Here is a 16,404-nt window from a genome sequence, read left to right on the forward strand (position 1 = left end):
GCTCAGCGCACCGGCAGCTCCAGCACGGCCGAGTCGGCCCGCGTGGAGCCGAAGGTCACGGTGGAGCCGGACGGCGTGCGACCGCCGTAGAGGGCGTCCCGGGTGCCGAGCACCAGCGCGAGCCGGTGACCGGCGGGCAGGTCGTAGGCCGTGGCGAAGAGCGTGACGTCCAGCGGGAACGGCTGCCCCGGCGTCCGGCCGGACCAGCTCTGCGGGCCGTGCGAGATCAGCCGGCCCACGCCCAGCGCGTCCACGTCGTAGAGGTAGGCGACGGCCGTGCCCTGCGGGGCGGAGGCGGTCACCGTGGTGTGCACCCGGGCCGCGCCGCGCACCGCCAGGCCCCGCGGCCGGGGCGGCGACTGCCGGACGACGGCGGCGGAGCGGTCCAGCAGCGGGACGACCGCGGTCGGCGCCCGGTGGAACACCTGGTCCGCCAGCCCGGACAGCAGGGCGACGCCGCCGCTCGCCCCGGAGGCGGCGTTGCCGCGCAGCGTCGACCGCCAGTCCCCGGCGGCCGGTCCGCCGAGGTCCTCGGCACCCAGCGCCAGCGTCTCGGTCCGGGAGCTGACGGCCTGCCAGTCGGGGCGGGCCTCGTGCGCACCGGTGGGGCGGACCGCCAGGTCGACCGGCGGCCGCGAGTCGCCGGGGGCACCCTTGAGGTACTGGTCGAGCCAGGAACGGGCGCTGCTCCAGGCGGCGTTGGAGAGGCCGAGCAGGCCGGTGAACTCCTGGCTGGCATGGTCGCCCGGGCGCAGTTCGAGGCGCTTGGGCCCGGTGAGGCGCTGGTAGAAGGCCGTCACCTGGCCGGGGTTGAAGAAGCTGTCGCCCCAGGCGTTCGCCAGCAGGACGGCGGTGCCGTTGGCGTTGATCCGCTCCAGGTAGCGGGCCGGTGAGCGGGTGTCCGCCCACCGGACGACCTCGGGCAGGTCGCGGTCGGCGAAGAGGTCGTCCAGCACCCGGCTGAACTCGGGGCTCCGGCGGCCGGTCGGCGCCTGGATCCCGGCGAGCACCGCGGCCGCCTGGACGTGCCGGGTCTGCCCGCTGTACAGCGAGTCGGTCAGGTCGGCCCAGCCGCTCAGCGAGGCGACGGCCTTGATCCGGGGCTCGAAGGCGGCGCCGAGGAGGGTGAGGCCGCCGCCCAGCGAGAGTCCCACCATGCCGATCCGCTCCGGGTCCGCCGGGGTCCGCGCCAGCGCCCAGTCGATCACCGTGGAGATGTCGGCGACGTCCTTCGGCCCGGCGACGTCGACCTCGCCGCCGGAGCCCCAGAAGCCGCGCACCGTGTAGGTGACGACCACGTAGCCCGCGGCGGCGAGCGCGTGGCCCTGGGCGACGTACTCCAGGTCGTTCTGCCCCCAGCTGGCCGGCTGCACCACGAGCGGGTACCGCCCCCGCGGGTCGGCCCCCGGGCTGCCGGGGGCCGGGGTGAACACGTCCGCCTTGAGCACCACGCCGTCGTTCGCCGGGATGTCGGCCAGCCGGAACGACCCGACGGCGCCGGCGGCGGGGCCGGCTGCCGGGCCGGCTGCCGGGCCGCTCGCGGGGGTCGCCGTCGCGGCCGCCGCGGAGGCGGGCCGTGCGACGGCGGCCCCACCGAGCGCGAGCGCCGCCACCAGGACGGCACTGGCCGCCCGGCGGCCGGGACGGGGGTGGGATCGTTCCATCACTGCTCCCTCTGCATTCGAACCACTGGAATCACGCGAATCCTCGGAGCCACCCGGATCGCTCGGAGCCACCCGGATCGCTCGGACCACGGAAGACACTCGGACCACTCAGGCCACCCGGACCACGTGACTCCACTCGGCCGTCGAGCCTAGCGAGCTGATGGCCCATCAGAGGAGGTGATGATCAGCCACATTACTCGCCAGTAGCCGTCGATGGATCACCCCACCACCCCGCCCCACCCCCGCCGATCGGCAGGGTCGCCGACCCGCCGAACGTCCGTAATGCGGCGTCCGATGCCCGGTCATCGGACATGATCACCTACGCTACTGAGCAGTCATCAGTTCGACGGATGACCGAACAGCACATGAACCATCGAACAACCAGGGGGAAACCATGCTCCGTCGCATGTCCGCACTGACCGTCTCGGCCGTTCTCGCCGGTGGCCTGCTCCTCGCCGCCGCACCCGCCCAGGCCGCGCCCGCCCAGGCCCGCGCCTCCGTCTCGGTCAACATCGGTGAGCTGCAGGTCCAGGCCGCCAAGCTGCGCCAGCAGGCCCAGCGCCTGCGCAGCCAGGGCCACTTCCAGGAGGCCAACGTCACGGACGCCCGCGCGGCCGCCATCGAGGCGCAGATCCGCCGCTACGAGGAGTGCGAGCGCAGCGTCCACTGCTGACCGGTCCACCCGGGAGACCCCCGCGACGCGGCGCCCCGGCGCTGCGGCGCGGGGGTCTCTCCGCGTTCCCGCTACGGCCGGCCCGGGGCGGCCGGGCCGGCCGGCCGGCGGGTGTGGGCGAGGAGCGCCGGGACGACGACGTCCCACGTCCCCTCGGGAAAGACCTCGTGCCCGGTGCGTTCGAGGGCGATGAAGCGGGCGCCGGGAATCTCCGCCGCCAGGGCGCGCCCGTGCTCGACCGGGAACAGCGGGTCCTCGTCGCCGTGGAACACCAGGGTGGGCGCGGTGATCCCGCCCAGCCGGTGGCGCCAGGGGCGGCCGGCATCGAGGAGGTAGGGGTTGGTCGACTGGGCGGCGATGTCGGCGGCGTGGTCCACGACCCGGGCGGCCAGCCGGCGCACGGCGTCCTCGTCGAACGGCCGCGAGACGGCGGCGAAGGGACGCTCGCCCTCGACGATCGAGGCGATGACGGCGTCCCGGTCGGACCAGTCGACCCCGCCACCGCCGTCCGCTCCGGCCTCGCCGTCACCGTCCTCCTCTCCGGGCCCGGAACCGGCCCCGGAACCGGCCCCGGAACCGGCCCCGGAACCGGCCTCGGACTGGGCCTCGGACCGGGCCTCGGACCGGGCCTCGGACCGGGCCTCGGACCGGGCCTCGGACCGGGCCTCGGACCGGGCCTCGGACTGGGCGAAGAAGGCCGCGAGCCGGTCCGACATCGGCGGGAGGTCCGCCTGCTCCTGTCCGGGGATGCCGGGCGTGGACGACGCGCAGGTGAGCGTGGCCACCCGGTGCGGATGGTCGAGGGCCAGCAGCTGGCCGACCGCGGCGCCCTGCGACATGCCGACGACGTGGGCCGCGCCCAGGCCGAGGACGCCGATCAGGGCGGCGGCATCGTCGGCCAGGTCCGGCAGCCCGTACGGCGGAGCGCCCACCGGGTAGGTCGTCGATCCCCCCGCGTCGCGGCTGTCGTACCGGATGACGAACCTGCCCCCGTCGGCCAGCCGCCGGACGAAGCCGTCGCTCCAGTTGAGCGCGCAGTGGCCCGCGCCGTGGATCAGCAGGACGGCGGGATCGGCGGGATCGCCGACGAGGTCGGCGCTCAGCTCCGCGCCGTTGACCTTGAGGATGCGCCGGCCGGTCGCCATCGGGCCGCTCCTTCGAGGATTTCCGTCACGTGTCACGACGACCCTACGGCCAGGCGGGTCGTTCCCCGGCGAACGTCCGCACCCGACCGGTGGGTGGTGCGCTTCGGTCCCGTCGCCCGTGGGCAGCCTTCCCGGGCGGGGGCACGGATGCGAGGAGGACGGCATGCGCCAGGACGAGGCCAAGCACTTCGACGCGCGGACGGCGGCGGGTGACACCGTCGCCGAGCCCGGCGGCGCGGCCGATCCCGAGGCCCGCTACCGCCGTTCCTCGGCCTTCCTCATCGACGAGGCCCTCGGCTTCCTCTTCCCCGCCGCCCTCCGCGCCGCCGCCGACGTCGGCGTGGCCGACCACCTCGCGGACGGCCCCCGCACGCCCGCCGAACTCGCCACCACGACCGGCCTGGACGCCCGCAGCCTGCACCGGGTGCTGCGCCTGCTCGCCACCCGGGGCGTGGTGGCGGAGGACGACGCGGGCCGGTTCACGCTGACCGACGCCGGGCAGGCGCTGCGCAGCGACGTCCCCTGCTCGGCCCGGACGGCCGTCCAGATGCTCACCGACCGCACCATGTGGCAGCCGGCCGGCGAGCTGACGAGCTGCCTGAGCGAGGGCACCGCGTCGTTCGAGGCCATCTTCGGCATGCCGTTCTTCGACTGGTTCGCCCAGGACGCGCGGACCGCCGCCGTCTTCCACGGCGGCATGGCGGCGATGTCCGACGCCGAGAACGCGGTCATCGCGGCGGCCTACGACTTCCCGGAGACCGGCACCGTCGTGGACGTCGGCGGCGGCCACGGCGGCCTGCTGCTGGAGGTGCTGCGCCGCAACCCGGGCGTGGCGGGCGTCCTCTACGACCGCGCCCACGTCCTGGCCGGCCATCGCCTCGACACCGACAAGGAGATCGCGGGCCGCTGGACCCTCGCGGAGGGCGACTTCTTCGCGTCCGCACCGCCCGGCGACATCCACCTGCTCAAGCGCATCACGCACGACTGGGACGACGAGACCTGCGTGACCCTGCTGACCAGCTGCCGCCGCTCGCTCCACCCGGGCGGCCGCGTCCTGGTGCTGGACGCGGTGGTCCCCCGGGGCAACGCCCCGCACCAGTCCAAGACCCTGGACCTGATGATGATGGCCTCCCTCACCGGCCGCGAACGCACCGAGGCGGACTTCGCCGCCCTCTTCGACCGCGCCGGCCTACGCCTCTCCCGCGTCCTCCCCACCCCCACCGTCCTTTCCGTGGTCGAGGCCGTTCCGGCCTGACGGATCATCATGTACTGCTCGAAGGTGGTGGTCCCGGCTCCCGGGTCGAGTCGGCGGGGAGGAGCTCGACGGTGCGGTGGGCGACCTCGTGGTGGAGGGCGTCACGGACGACCCGGACGGCGGGGTGGGTCACAGCCTCGCGCCGTACGGCCAGCGTGATCGGCAGCCGGATGTCGACCTCGTCCGGCAACAGCCTTCGCAGCAGGGCCCGTTCGGCGAGGAAGGCCGGCAACACGCCGATCCCGGCGCCGAGTCGGGTGGCCTCGACCTGGGCGAAGACGTTGGTGGAGGAGAACGCGGGTGTGACGCCCGGCAGATGGCGTTCGATGTCGAGGTCGCCGACCTGGAGCATCGAGTCGATGTAGAAGATCAGCGGATGCTCCCGCAGCTCGGCGACCGAGCCGGGCGGGCCGCACCGCGCGAGGTATTCGTCGGCGGCGTACAGGCCCAGCGCGTAGTCGGTCAGGTGCTCGGTCACCAGGCGGCTGCGCGGTGGCCGGCCGATCGCCAGGGCGAGGTCGAAGCCGGCCGGGCGCAGATTCAACTGCCGCGTGGCCGTGATGAGTTCGACGCGCAGTCGGGGGTGGCGCCGGCGTACCCGGGCCAGTGCCGGGGTGGCGAAGACGGTGCCGAAGCCGTCCGGGGCGCTCACCCGGACGGTGCCGTGCAGGGACGGCGCGTCCTGACCGGAGACCGCGTCGACGACCCGGACGAGGGCGTCCTCGATCGCGCGGGCGCTGTCCGCGACGGACCGGCCGGCGTCGGTCAGGCCCCAGCCCTCCGTGCCACGTTCGATCAGCCGTACCCCGAGGCTCTTCTCCAGCGCGGTGATCCGGCGGGACACCGTGGTGTGGTCCACGCCGAGCGCGTCGGCCGCGCTGACCAGCCGGCCCGTGCGGGCGACGGCGAGCAGGTACCGCAGGTCGTCCGCGCGGAGTGCGCGCGGGTCGGGACCGCCGTGCTCCGGCCGCGGCGGCGGCTCCGGGTCGTCGCCGACCGGGCGGGTACGGGAGGGCACCGGGGCAGCGTATCTGCATTCGCGCACACCCCGTCTGCACGATTGGTGCTTGAGCGCACGACTCGGGGGCGGCAGAGTCGGGGCACCGTCGGCCGGCGCACCCGGCCGCCGTTCCTCCCCGCGTCGAGAGGGTCCCCCATGGTCGCCGGCCTGTCCCTGCCCCGGATCGTGCGCGTCGGCCGCGGCGCCGTCGAGGAACTGGGCGACGTCGTCGCCGGACTGGGGCTGAGCCGGCCCCTGCTCGTCACCGACGCGTTCCTGGTCGGGACCGGCGCGGCGGAGCGGGTGACCGCGACACTGGTCCGGGCCGGGCTGAGCCCTCGGCTGTTCGCCGGCACCGTGCCCGACCCGACCACCGACTCGCTGGCCGCGGGCCTGGAGGCGCTGCACGGGCACCGGGCGGACTCGGTCATCGGGTTCGGCGGCGGCAGCCCGATGGACAGCGCCAAGGCGCTCGCCCTGCTGGGCGTCCAGGGCGGTCGGATGCGCGACTACAAGGCGCCGCGCGTCAACCACGGGCCGGCGCTCCCGGTGATCGCCGTCCCCACCACCGCCGGCAGCGGCTCGGAGGCGACCCAGGTCACCGTCATCACCGACAGCGGCACGGACGAGAAGATGCTCTGCCTGGGCCCGGCGTTCCAGCCGATCGCCGCCGTCGTCGACGCGGACCTGACCCTGTCGATGCCGCCCCGGCTGACCGCCGACACCGGCGTCGACGCCCTCACCCATGCCGTCGAGGCGTACGTCAGCCGCAAGGCCAACGCCTTCTCCGACGGTCTGGCCCTCACCGCGATCGCCACCATCGGCCGCCATCTGCGCCGCGTCTACGCGGACGGTTCGGACGCCGTGGCGCGCGAGGCCATGATGCTCGCCGCGACCCAGGCCGGGATGGCCTTCTCGAACTCCAGCGTCGCCCTCGTGCACGGCATGAGCCGTCCGATCGGCGCCCACTTCCACGTCGCCCACGGCCTGTCGAACGCGATGCTGTTCCCCGCGGTGACCGCCTTCTCGGTGGCCGCGGCCCCCGGCCGGTACGCCAACTGCGCCCGGGCCCTGGGCGCCGCGAGCGCGACGGACGCCGAGGGCGCGGCCGCCGCCAAGCTCGTCGACGCCCTCCACGAGCTCTGCCACGACCTGGCCGTCCCCACCCCCCGCGCCCACGGCATCGACCCGGCCGCGTGGGCCCGGCTGACGCCCCTGATGGCCGAGCAGGCCCTGGGGTCGGGCTCCCCCGCCAACAACCCCGTCGTGCCCACCGCCGAGCAGATCCAGGAGCTCTACGCCCGGATCTACGCCTGATCACCGCCGACGCCCGCCGGGCTCACCCGCCGCAGGGCCGGCCGCGCGTCGGCCCGCACGGCCGCGTAGGAGTCGGCGAGCCGTTCCCGCGGGCCCGCGGCGACCGCCGGGCCACCGGCGGACCGGGTCAGGACCCGTACGGCGGCCTCGCGGACGTCCGGGCTGTCGTCGCCGAGCAGGGCGACCAGCGGGGGCAGCAGCCCGGCGGCGCCGAGCGCGCGGGCGGCCGTGGCCGCGGCGCCGGCCCCCGGGTCAGTTCGGCGCCGCGGCCACGGCCACCGGCGACGAGCCGCCGGGCACCAGCAGCCGCGGCGCCCCGCCGCCGTCCGCCGGCACGCTCCAGACGTCGGTGCCCTTGCCGCCCTGGCCGGGCAGCGCGTACCCGAGCGTCTCCCCGTCGAGCCAGACCGCCTGGTCGTCCACGCTGCGCGACTCGGCCAGCGGGTGCTCACCCATCCCCGCCAGCTCCAGCACGTGGAGCCGCCAGGGCGCCGCCGGGTCGGTCGAGACCTTCTTCTTGAAGGCGATCCGGGTGCCGTCCGGCGAGAGCGAGGGGCACTCCACGTTCTCCCGCAGGGTGCGGGCCGACCAGGCCCGGAGGTCCCCCTCGACCAGGTGGGTCCGGCCGCCGGTCGAGACGGTGGCGTAGAAGCGGTTGTCGTCGGCGGCGAAGCTGACGCCCCAGTAGTTGACGTCGGCGGCGTGGTAGCGGGCGCCGTCGACGGTCAGCGGGATGGACTCGATGGACTTGACCAGGTAGCCGGTACGCAGGTCCAGGACCGACGTCCGGGTGGAGAAGGTGCCCGCCGCGTAGGAGTCCCCCACCGCGAAGGCGGTCCAGGCGAGCAGGTGCCCGGAGGCCGACACCCGGGCCCGGTTCGGGATCCCGGGCACCGTCACCGACTGGAGCTCGGTGAACTTCCGGTCGTACACCACCGCCTGGGTCCGGGCCGGGGTGCCGGGCAGCGCGCGCAGGCACAGCGCCCGGTCCCCCGCGGCGTGGAAGCGGACGCAGGACGGGCCGTCCGCCACCCCCGGACTGCGGGCGACCCGCCCGGTGGCGGAATCCCGGTAGTAGAGCCCGGGCTCGTCCAGGGTGAACGAGCTCGCGGCGGCGACCAGCCGCTGCCCGCCGCCGCGTTCCCTGGCGTGCAGGACGTACCCCAGCGAACCGCCCAGCAGCACCAGGGCCGCGGTGATCAGCACCAGCGAACGCGCTTTCACGAGACCTCCCTCTCCGGCCGCTCCGGCAGGATCCGCCGTGCCGCGACGAGTGCGGCGGCCAGCGCGAGCGCGGCCGCCGCCAGGGCCGGACGCGGCCCCCACCACGTCCAGGCCGCACCGAAGCCCGCCGCGCCGACCAGCCGGGCCAGCGCCTGACCGGTCTGCAGCACCGCGAGCCCGCTCGCCCGGCCGTCGAGCGGCAGGACCGGCCCGGCGAGTGCCATCAGCACACCGTCCGTGGCGGCGTAGAAGACGCCCAGGAGGACCAGGACGAGCACGGTGGCCGGCCAGCCCGGCGGGGCCATCACCACGAGGTAGGCCGCGAGCAGCGCACCGTGCCCCCAGAGGAACGGGGTGCGCCGCCCGGACCGGTCCGCGATCCGGCCCGCCGGTACGGCCAGCAGCAGGTAGCACGCCGCGGCGCCGAGCGGCAGCAGCGGGAAGAGCAGGGCCGGCAGGTCCAGGCCGCGCTGGAGCAGCAGGTAGAGGAAGGAGTCGCCGATCGTCGCGGCGCCCAGCAGCACGGCGGCCGTGACGACCCGCCGGAACACCGGGTCGCCGAGTGCCCTGGGCTTCTTCCCCGTCCTGCCGCGCTCGCCGGTCTTCCCGCCGGCCGGCCTCGGCTTCACGCCGGCCGCCGGCCTCGCCCCGGCCGGGACGAAGAGCACCAGCACCAGCACGCCGAACAGCCCGGTGGCGAAGCTGACCACGAAGACCGCGTCGTACGCGTCCGCCGTCGCCCACAGCACCACGAACGCGACCAGGGGGCCGAGCAGCGCCCCCGTGGTGTCCATCGCCCGGTGCACCCCGAACGCCCGGCCGAGCTCCTCCGGCGGCGCGCTGAGCGAGATCATCGCGTCCCGCGGCGCGGTCCGCACGCCCTTGCCGAGCCGGTCGGCGGCCAGCGCGGCGGCGATCCCGGCGGCCGCGCCGCCGGCCAGCAGCAGCCCGAGCCGGGAGAGCGCCGACAGCAGGTAGCCGACCCCGGCGACCGTCCGGTGCCGGCCGCCGCCGCGGTCGGCGAGCTTGCCGCCGAACAGCCGGACCAGTGCCGTCGCCCCGTTGAACAGCCCGTCGAGGAAACCGAATTGAAGCGGCGAGAGGCCGAGCCCCAGCACCAGGTAGAGCGGCAGCACGGCGGTGACCATCTCCGAGGAGACATCGGTGACCAGGCTGACCGCGCCGAGCGCGACGACCGTGCCCGGGACGCGCCGTCCCGCCCCGGCGGGGCGGGACGGCGCGTCCGGACGGCGGCCCGTGGTGGCGAGGTACATCATCAGTGGCAGCTGTACTTCGGGCTGGTGTCCTTGACCTGGCCGTCCGTCCCGACGTAGCTCCAGCCGTAGCCGGAGTCGGTGAAGTCCAGCTTCAGCACGCCGTAGTCACCGCTGATCCGCTTCTGGCTGTTCGGCTGGACCTGCTCGATCGGGTAGGGCTCGGCGCCGCCCATCCCGCCGACGATCTCGACGATCCCGTCCGCGGTCGCCTTCCCGTCCGGGTCCTGCGGGGCGAACCGCTCGTAGTGGTGGTCGTGCCCGTTCAGCACCAGGTCGGCCTTGGCCCCGTAGAGGATCTTCCACACCGGCCGGGAGACCGGGTCGTTGCCGTGGCCGCCGGAGGAGTACAGCGGGTGGTGCCAGTAGGCGGCGATGCACTTCTTCCCGTTGGCCGCCAGGTCGGCCTTCAGCCAGTCGATCTGGGCGCTCTGGTCGAAGGCGTTGGAGTCCAGCGCGACGAAGTGCCAGTTGCCCTCGTCGAAGCTGTAGTAGCTCTTCCCCTGCGGGTAGGCGATGCTGCCGAAGTACGCCTTGTACCCGGCGAGCGACCCGGCCGGGTCGTAGGTCTCGTGGTTGCCCGGCACCGGGTGGGTCTTCGCCTTGAACGCCCCCCAGGTCTTGTCGTAGTAGGCCTTGAAGTCCGCCAACCGGGCGTCGTCGTACTGGCTGTCACCCATCGTCAGGTAGAACTTGGGGTTGATCTGCTGGGCCAGCGCGGCCGTCTTCGGGTGCGCGCAGCCGCTGTCCGCGGCGGTGCACTGGGCGGCGATGTCGCCCGCCGCCACCACGGTGAACGCCCCGCCCGGCGCGGTACCGGTCGGCGACGGGGTGCCGGTCGGCGACGGGGTGCCGTCCGGCACTCCGTACACCTGCATCTCGAACAGCGAGTACCCGTACGACGTCCCGCGCGCCGTCCCGTACATCCGGACGTAGCGGCCCTTTCCGGCCAGCCCCGTCCAGTCGTCCGTCCCGCCGTTGCCGGCCTTCTCCTCGGCCACCGCCGTCCAGGTCACCCCGTCCGCCGACACCTCCAGCCGGTACGCCTTCGCATAGGCGGCCTCCCAACTCAGTTTCACCCGGGAGACGTTGGCGCCCACCCCGAGGTCGACCCGCAGCCACTGCGGGTCCTTCCCCTCCACACTGGCCCACCGGGTGGAGGTACTCCCGTCGAACGCCTTCCCCGCCGCGTACGACGACCCCTCGGTGGAGGAGGCCGTCGCGGCCTTCCCCTGCGAGAGCAGCGGGTCGACCGCCGCCCCCGCCTGCCCGGACCAGCCGAGCACCAGGCCGCCGAGCAACGTGATCACAGCGGCGAACACTCCGACACGAACAGGTCTTGCCGAGACACCCAGACGCATCCCTGAACTCCATGACCTTGAGTAGATGGCGAGAGCTGGACTCCGGTCCACAGCACACGAACTCACCGGGCGAGCGGCAACCGCGCCACCGCAGCGGCCGGGTCAGAGCTCTCGCTGAGCACGTCACACCCCCTTCGAGCCGGAGTGCCGTGCCAAGCCGCCGACCGACAGCCTAATGGATAGTAAAGTTCCCTACCAATAGTTCGGCGCCACCGAACTTCCGCCCGCCCAGCGGATCATGGCCCTGTCCGAACGCCTCGCCGGACCCGCCTCCACGGCCCCGACCGACCGCCGGAGTGCCCGCTACCGCCTCGGACCTGCGGCCGCGTACGCCGCGGCGCCGGTCGCGAACAGGGCCCACGCCGTCCCGGTGGACGCCGCCGTGCCGGGCAGAACGGCCATCCAGTGGAGCACCTGCCCCGCGGTGCCACCCGCCGGCGGTACGAGGAGGGTGAACGCGAGCCAACCGGCCGGCAGGGTCCAGGCGAACGACGCCCCGCACAGCGCCGCGCCGAGCGCCGCCAGGCCGGCCAGGCCCACGCTGTCCCGGACGACCACCTCGGCGGGCGCGGACGCCCCGCCCGCCGCCCCGACCACCAGCAGCGCCGCACCGGCGGACGCGCCGATCAGCAGCACGTGCGCCACCCGGCGGGGCAGCCAGCGGATCGCCGCCGTCCGCTCCAGCACCACGTCCTGCCCGCCGAGCCCGACGGAGGCGGCCACCACGTTCGCCGTGAGGACCAGGATCACCGTCGCCGGACCGGCCTGGCCCGCGCCGCCCCGGCCGAGGGCCCACCACGCCAGCGCGACGAGCGTGACCGCGGCGGCCGAGCCGGGCACCTGCCGCGAACGCGTGTAGAGGAGCAGCCACCTCACCGCGACACCCCGTCCGCCAGCGCCGAGAGCTCGTCGTACCGCAGGCAGGAGACGGCGCCGGCACGCAGCCCGGCGATCCGCGCGCGCTGCTCGGCCGGCGGCGCCGCCGTCAGGCTCCGCCAGGCGGTGTCGGCCTGCGCCCAGATCCCGAGCGCGTACGCGTCGTCGCCCTTCTCCTCCAGCGGCCGGAGCACCGGATCCCGCAGGGCCCAGCTCACGGCGACGCTCTGGGCGGGGACGCCCCCGATCCCGCCGCCCTCCCGGTCGTTGTGGGGGAAGCAGTTCGGGGCCAGCCCCTCGGCGATCAGCGCGCGGGTCAGCTCGTCACCCGTGGCCTCGACGAACAGCCGCTCGTCGAAGTCGACCAGCACCACGTCGCCGGAGAGTTGGCGTTCGCCGCCGAGCGCGCGCAGCCGGGTGTCCTCCCGCACCGAGGTCGGGGCGCCGTCGCCGAGGACATCGTGCAGCACCCGCAGCGCCTCCCGGCCGCGCGGCGCGAGTTCGGGCAGGTGCGAGCGGTTCGCCCGTGTCACGCACACCGGCCCGTCGCAGACCAGGGCGGCGGCGGCCTCGTCGACGACGTAGGTGTCGCGCGGCGTGGCCGGCAGGACCAGCAGGGCCAGGACCGCGCCGACCACGACGGGGACCACCGCGAGCAGCCGGGCCCGGCGGGTCACGGCCGACAGCAGGACGAAGCCGGTGGCGAGCAGGCCGAGCAACCAGAGCGTCTGGCCCAGGTGCACGGAGCCGGACAGGGTGAGCAGCATCTCCCGCGGCTCCACCGTCGCCGGGGACAGCAGGGCGAGCCGGTTCGGCGCGATGCTCGTCGGCAGTGCCCCGTCACGGTTGGGCCGCAGCAGGATGTCGGCCAGCAGGAGGGTGCCCACCACCAGGGCCGGCGGGGTGAGCACGGAAGGCAGGGCCCGCGCGACACCCATCCCGAACACCGCCCCCGCGACGAGGGCCAGTGCCGCCACGAGCGAGATCGGCAGCCAGCCGAGGTGCGTGTAGGTGGTCCGGCCGAGCGCTACCTGGACCCCGCCCACGAGGACCGGGAGGCCGAAGCCCGCCGCCAGCGCGAGCGCCGTCGCACCGGCCGGCAGCGCCGCACGGCGCCAGGACGGCAACGGCGTGGTCGCCAGCAGTTCGGTCATCCGCGAGCGGGAGTCGCGCAACCCGTACGCCGCGCCCAGGCCCACCACGAGCGGCCACCAGAGGGCCAGCAGGTACCTGGTCCACATGGCCATCGTGGTCCACTGGGCGGTCCACCCGGCGGTGCCCCGCCACCAGATCCCGTCGATCAGGCAGAAGACCGCCAGGCTGCCGCCCAGGACGACGAGGCCGGCCCACGGGGCGGCGGAGCGCTTCCACTCGGTAGTCATCACCCGTGCGTTCACCAGGTGCCTCCCTGCCGGCCGGAGTCGCGGAGCAGTGCCGAGTAGCCGCGCTCCAGGGGGCTGTCGCCCGGGTGCTCGGGGCCGCCCGCCGCCGCCAGGTCGTCCGGCGTGCCGTGGAAGACCAGGCGGCCGTCGGCGAAGAGCACGACGTCGGAGCAGGCGGCCGCGACGTCCTCGACCAGGTGGGTGGAGACGACCACGCAGGTGTCGCGGCCCAGCTCCTGGAGCAGCTCGCGGAAGCGCAGCCGCTGCGCCGGGTCGAGGCCGGCCGTCGGCTCGTCCAGCAGCAGCACCGCGGGGTCGTTGACGATGGCCTGGGCGATGCCGGCGCGCCGGACCATGCCGCCGGAGAGGGTCTTCATCCGGTGGTCGGCGCGGTCCGCCAGACCGACCCGTTCCACGGCCCGCTGGACGGCCCCCGGGATGTCCGCCTTCGGCACCTCCTTCAACCAGGCCATGTACTCCACGAACTCACGTACCGTGAAGCGCTTGTAGTAGCCGAAGTCCTGCGGCAGGTACCCGATCCGGCGGCGCAGGGCCCGGTGGTCGGCCGGCCCGCCCAACGGGGTGCCGAGCAGTTCCAGCTCGCCCCCGGCGGGGCGCAGCACGGTGGCCAGCGCCCGGATCAGGGTGGTCTTCCCCGCTCCGTTGGGCCCCAGGAGCCCGTGGGCGCCGATGCCCAGGGAGAGGTCGAGCCCGTCGACGGCCAGCTTCTTCCGTCCGGCGCGGACGCTCAGCCCGTCGGCCCGGATCTCCCAGGCGTAGGTCTTCGGCGCGGTGTCGGCCGCGCTCGTGAGGGGTGTCATGCGGTGGTCCCTTTCCAGGGGCGACGAGGGGTTCAGCGTGTCGAGTAGGCGCTTCGGCGGGCGATCACGGCGCCGGCGCCGAGGGCAAGGAGCACGCCCCAGCCGGCCAACCGGTCGGGCCGGACGGCGAGTTGCAGGGCTTGCGGGAGGTGCCCGGTGGCACAGGCGAGCGTCACGGCGGCGGCCCACGCGACCACCAGCCCGGCGGCGGCGCGCGTCACGCCGACCACGCTGCCCAATGCCAGGGCGGTGGAGGTGAACGCCAGCGAGGGCAGCAGCCACTGCGCGGCCGTCATGGTTCCGGTGAGCCATCCCCCCACCAGGAGGCCGGGCAGGATCACCAGGAGGGCCGCCGTGGTGCGCCTGAGGAGCAGGGGCAGGCCGGCCCGGGCGGTAGAGGCCGTCAGTTCGTGCGCCGGGTCCACGCTCCGCGACCACGACGCGGCCACACCGCACATCGGCAGCACGGGCGCGATCAGCAGGACCAGCGGGGCGTCGCCGACGAACCCGGGCGACGCGACCGCGTCCAGCAGGAGGGCGATCAGGGTGACGGCGACGGCCATGGCCAGCCACGGGGCCGCGGCCGGCGTCACCCAGGCCGAGATCCGTCCGGGGCGCAGCCGCCGCGCGGGGACCGGGCCGGCCGCGTCCAACCGCGGCTCCAGGGCGGTCCGGACGGTGTCGACGAGTGCGGCGACGGCGGGCGCCCCGGTGGCCACCGAGGCCGCCAGCCGGCTCCGGCACGGCGCGCACGCCTCCAGGTGGGCCTCCAACGCCCAGACCGTGTCCGCGGCCATCGCCGCGTCACCGCGCGCGTAGTCGTCGATCAACCGCGTCGACGCGTGTTCCCCGCTCATGCCAGTGCCTCCCGCATCGCGATCCGGGCCCGACGGGCGCGGGTCTTGACCGTGCCCTCGGGCAGTCTGAGCAGCACGGCGGTCTCCCGGACGGAGAACCCGTCGAGCACCGTGGCCTGCAGTACCTCGCGGAGTTCCGGCGCCAGCCGCCGCAGGGCGTCGCCGACGTCCCCGCCGACGGTCCCGGCGAGCGCCTCCTCCTCCGCCGCGGGCACCGCCGCCCGCTCGGCGGCGGCGACCGGCGGTTCGGCATGGTGGGCCCGGCGCCGGAACGCGTCGACGAGGCGGCGCGCCGCGATCGTCCACAGCCATCCGACGGCCGTCCCGCCGACCGCGCTCCCGGCGAACGCGCCGGCCGCACGCCACACGGCGAGATAGGTCTCCTGCATGACCTCGGCGACGATCTGCTCGTCCGCGCAGCGGCGGCGCAGCCGCACCGCCAGCCACGGCGACGTGCGCCGGTACAGCTCGTCGAAGGCCGCGCGGTCCCCTCGGGCCACCAGCTTGACGAGGCGTTCCTCGTCCAGGCCGTCCAGTGCTCTCCTACGTGATCTCACACCAGCCAGACGCCCGGAGCCGCGGTCAGGTTCTACCTCCGCCGTGACCTGCGTCACAGTCCGGCGCGGGGTGCGGGATCCGCTCCGGCCGCCGTGGGGGCGCCCGCCGGGCCCCGTCCCGTCGGGAGCGCCCTCGCGCGCCGGCCGGTCAGGCCGCGCCGGCCGGCCCCCGCCGGTCGTCGCCGGTCCTCGCGCCGCACGCGGTGGCCCTCGGCCCGCCGGACCCGTGCGACGGCAGCGGGGCGCGTCCTCAGGCCCGGCCGGCCGGCCGCAGTTCGCGTTCGAGCGCGGCCAGGGCGAAGGCGTGCGCGGAGGCGTGCTGCCAACGGGCCCGCCCGAACATCACGTCCCCGGAGAGCCCGTTGAGCATGGCCACCGCCCTGATGACGAACTCGGTAGGGTCCACGTCGGCGAACTGCCCCAGCGCCCGCCCCTCCCGGAGGACGGCCTCCAGCCGCTCCTCCCAGACGTCGGACAGGTCGGTGAGGACCTGCCGGCCGGCGTCGTCGTGACACTGGGCCAGCACCTGCGTCCACAGCGCGTAGCGTTCGTCGCCCGGGTGGCGGGGCAGGTAGTAGCGGACGAACAGCGCCAGTTTCTCGGCGGGGGACGCGGCCTCGTCCGCGGCCCGCTCGAACCGGGAGCCGAGGTCCGCCTCGCTCCACGCGAGGACCTCCAGCAGCAGCCGGTCCTTCTTGCCGAAGTGGTAGAGGATGTGCCCGGTGCTCATGCCGGCCCCCGCGGCGATGTCCGACATCCGCACGGCCGCGGTGCCCTTCTCGGCGATGACGCTGATGGCGGCCCGCATCGCCCGCCCCCGCGCCTCGTCGCCGCTGGGCTGGCGCTTCCGGTCGACCGCGGTCGGGGCGGGCCGGGGAGCGGCGCCCGGTTCAGGGCCCGTCCCAGCGCCCGACGCGCCGCCCGCATCGGCACCCTGCGCGGCGCCCGCCACCGGCTCGGTCTCTCGCGTCGACATGGCCGCACCTCGATCCTGGGGG

15 protein-coding genes and 1 pseudogene are annotated in these 16,404 nt (G+C 75.1%); 3 read left to right on the forward strand and 13 right to left on the reverse strand.

All coding sequences use genetic code 11. The annotated features are described in order from the left end of the window. Window positions 1–2: 2 nt before the first annotated feature. Window positions 3–1,664: a CocE/NonD family hydrolase gene (locus ABZ495_RS23990; RefSeq protein WP_359837952.1), complete on the reverse strand. Its 1,662-nt coding sequence runs from the start codon at window positions 1,662–1,664 to the stop codon at window positions 3–5. Between the two features lie 406 nt (window positions 1,665–2,070). Here ABZ495_RS23990 and ABZ495_RS23995 point away from each other — a divergent pair, with 406 nt between their 5' ends. After that, the gene (locus ABZ495_RS23995; RefSeq protein WP_329491065.1) at window positions 2,071–2,337 is read left to right on the forward strand and encodes a hypothetical protein; all 267 of its coding nucleotides are present in this window, start codon (window positions 2,071–2,073) and stop codon (window positions 2,335–2,337) included. A 71-nt stretch (window positions 2,338–2,408) separates the two neighbouring features. On the opposite strand, the gene ABZ495_RS24000 is transcribed toward ABZ495_RS23995, so the two are convergent. Continuing rightward, on the reverse strand, window positions 2,409–3,482 hold the full coding sequence (locus ABZ495_RS24000; protein ID WP_359837954.1) for an alpha/beta fold hydrolase: 1,074 nt from the start codon (window positions 3,480–3,482) through the stop codon (window positions 2,409–2,411). A gap of 163 nt (window positions 3,483–3,645) precedes the next feature. Between ABZ495_RS24000 and ABZ495_RS24005 the strand changes: the two genes are divergently transcribed. Further along, window positions 3,646–4,737 carry a methyltransferase gene (locus ABZ495_RS24005; protein WP_359837956.1) on the forward strand — a complete coding sequence of 364 codons (1,092 nt, stop codon included), beginning with the start codon at window positions 3,646–3,648 and terminating at the stop codon, window positions 4,735–4,737. Between the two features lie 7 nt (window positions 4,738–4,744). Here ABZ495_RS24005 and ABZ495_RS24010 read toward each other — a convergent pair whose 3' ends face one another. Then, on the reverse strand, window positions 4,745–5,755 hold the full coding sequence (locus ABZ495_RS24010) for a LysR family transcriptional regulator (protein ID WP_359837958.1): 1,011 nt from the start codon (window positions 5,753–5,755) through the stop codon (window positions 4,745–4,747). A gap of 138 nt (window positions 5,756–5,893) precedes the next feature. Here ABZ495_RS24010 and ABZ495_RS24015 point away from each other — a divergent pair, with 138 nt between their 5' ends. Further along, on the forward strand, window positions 5,894–7,054 hold the full coding sequence (locus ABZ495_RS24015) for an iron-containing alcohol dehydrogenase (protein ID WP_359811505.1): 1,161 nt from the start codon (window positions 5,894–5,896) through the stop codon (window positions 7,052–7,054). Here ABZ495_RS24015 and ABZ495_RS24020 read toward each other — a convergent pair. The 10 genes and pseudogenes from ABZ495_RS24020 to ABZ495_RS24065 all read right to left on the reverse strand — a co-directional run. Then, a pseudogene (locus ABZ495_RS24020) lies at window positions 7,045–7,260 on the reverse strand (hypothetical protein); the annotation flags it as partial. The gene ABZ495_RS24015 and the pseudogene ABZ495_RS24020 overlap by 10 nt on opposite strands. Before the next feature lie 46 nt (window positions 7,261–7,306). Then, window positions 7,307–8,278 (reverse strand): hypothetical protein, encoded by a 972-nt coding sequence (locus ABZ495_RS24025; RefSeq protein ID WP_359811502.1) that lies wholly within the window; start codon window positions 8,276–8,278, stop codon window positions 7,307–7,309. Next, complete coding sequence (locus ABZ495_RS24030) at window positions 8,275–9,552, reverse strand: MFS transporter (protein ID WP_359838010.1); 1,278 nt, start codon at window positions 9,550–9,552, stop codon at window positions 8,275–8,277. The genes ABZ495_RS24025 and ABZ495_RS24030 overlap by 4 nt, the downstream gene beginning before the upstream one ends. Window positions 9,553–9,554: 2 nt before the next feature. Then, complete coding sequence (locus ABZ495_RS24035) at window positions 9,555–10,862, reverse strand: discoidin domain-containing protein (protein WP_359837959.1); 1,308 nt, start codon at window positions 10,860–10,862, stop codon at window positions 9,555–9,557. Window positions 10,863–11,216: 354 nt separating this feature from the next. After that, on the reverse strand, window positions 11,217–11,789 hold the full coding sequence (locus ABZ495_RS24040; RefSeq protein ID WP_359811395.1) for a hypothetical protein: 573 nt from the start codon (window positions 11,787–11,789) through the stop codon (window positions 11,217–11,219). Beyond that, the gene (locus ABZ495_RS24045; protein ID WP_359811396.1) at window positions 11,786–13,186 is read right to left on the reverse strand and encodes a hypothetical protein; all 1,401 of its coding nucleotides are present in this window, start codon (window positions 13,184–13,186) and stop codon (window positions 11,786–11,788) included. Before ABZ495_RS24045 ends, ABZ495_RS24040 begins: the two co-directional genes overlap by 4 nt. After that, entirely contained in the window at window positions 13,183–13,992 is an 810-nt protein-coding gene (locus ABZ495_RS24050) for an ABC transporter ATP-binding protein (RefSeq protein WP_359811398.1), read from the reverse strand. The genes ABZ495_RS24045 and ABZ495_RS24050 overlap by 4 nt, the downstream gene beginning before the upstream one ends. Window positions 13,993–14,024: 32 nt before the next feature. Continuing rightward, complete coding sequence (locus ABZ495_RS24055; RefSeq protein ID WP_359837961.1) at window positions 14,025–14,849, reverse strand: zf-HC2 domain-containing protein; 825 nt, start codon at window positions 14,847–14,849, stop codon at window positions 14,025–14,027. Continuing rightward, window positions 14,846–15,406 (reverse strand): RNA polymerase sigma factor, encoded by a 561-nt coding sequence (locus ABZ495_RS24060; RefSeq protein WP_359811403.1) that lies wholly within the window; start codon window positions 15,404–15,406, stop codon window positions 14,846–14,848. The genes ABZ495_RS24055 and ABZ495_RS24060 overlap by 4 nt, the downstream gene beginning before the upstream one ends. Before the next feature lie 250 nt (window positions 15,407–15,656). Next, window positions 15,657–16,382, reverse strand: coding sequence for a TetR/AcrR family transcriptional regulator (locus ABZ495_RS24065; RefSeq protein ID WP_359837963.1), 726 nt, complete (start codon window positions 16,380–16,382; stop codon window positions 15,657–15,659). Window positions 16,383–16,404 lie beyond the last annotated feature (22 nt).

The organism is Kitasatospora sp. NPDC005748, assembly GCF_040630735.1.
GTDB lineage: Bacteria > Actinomycetota > Actinomycetes > Streptomycetales > Streptomycetaceae > Kitasatospora.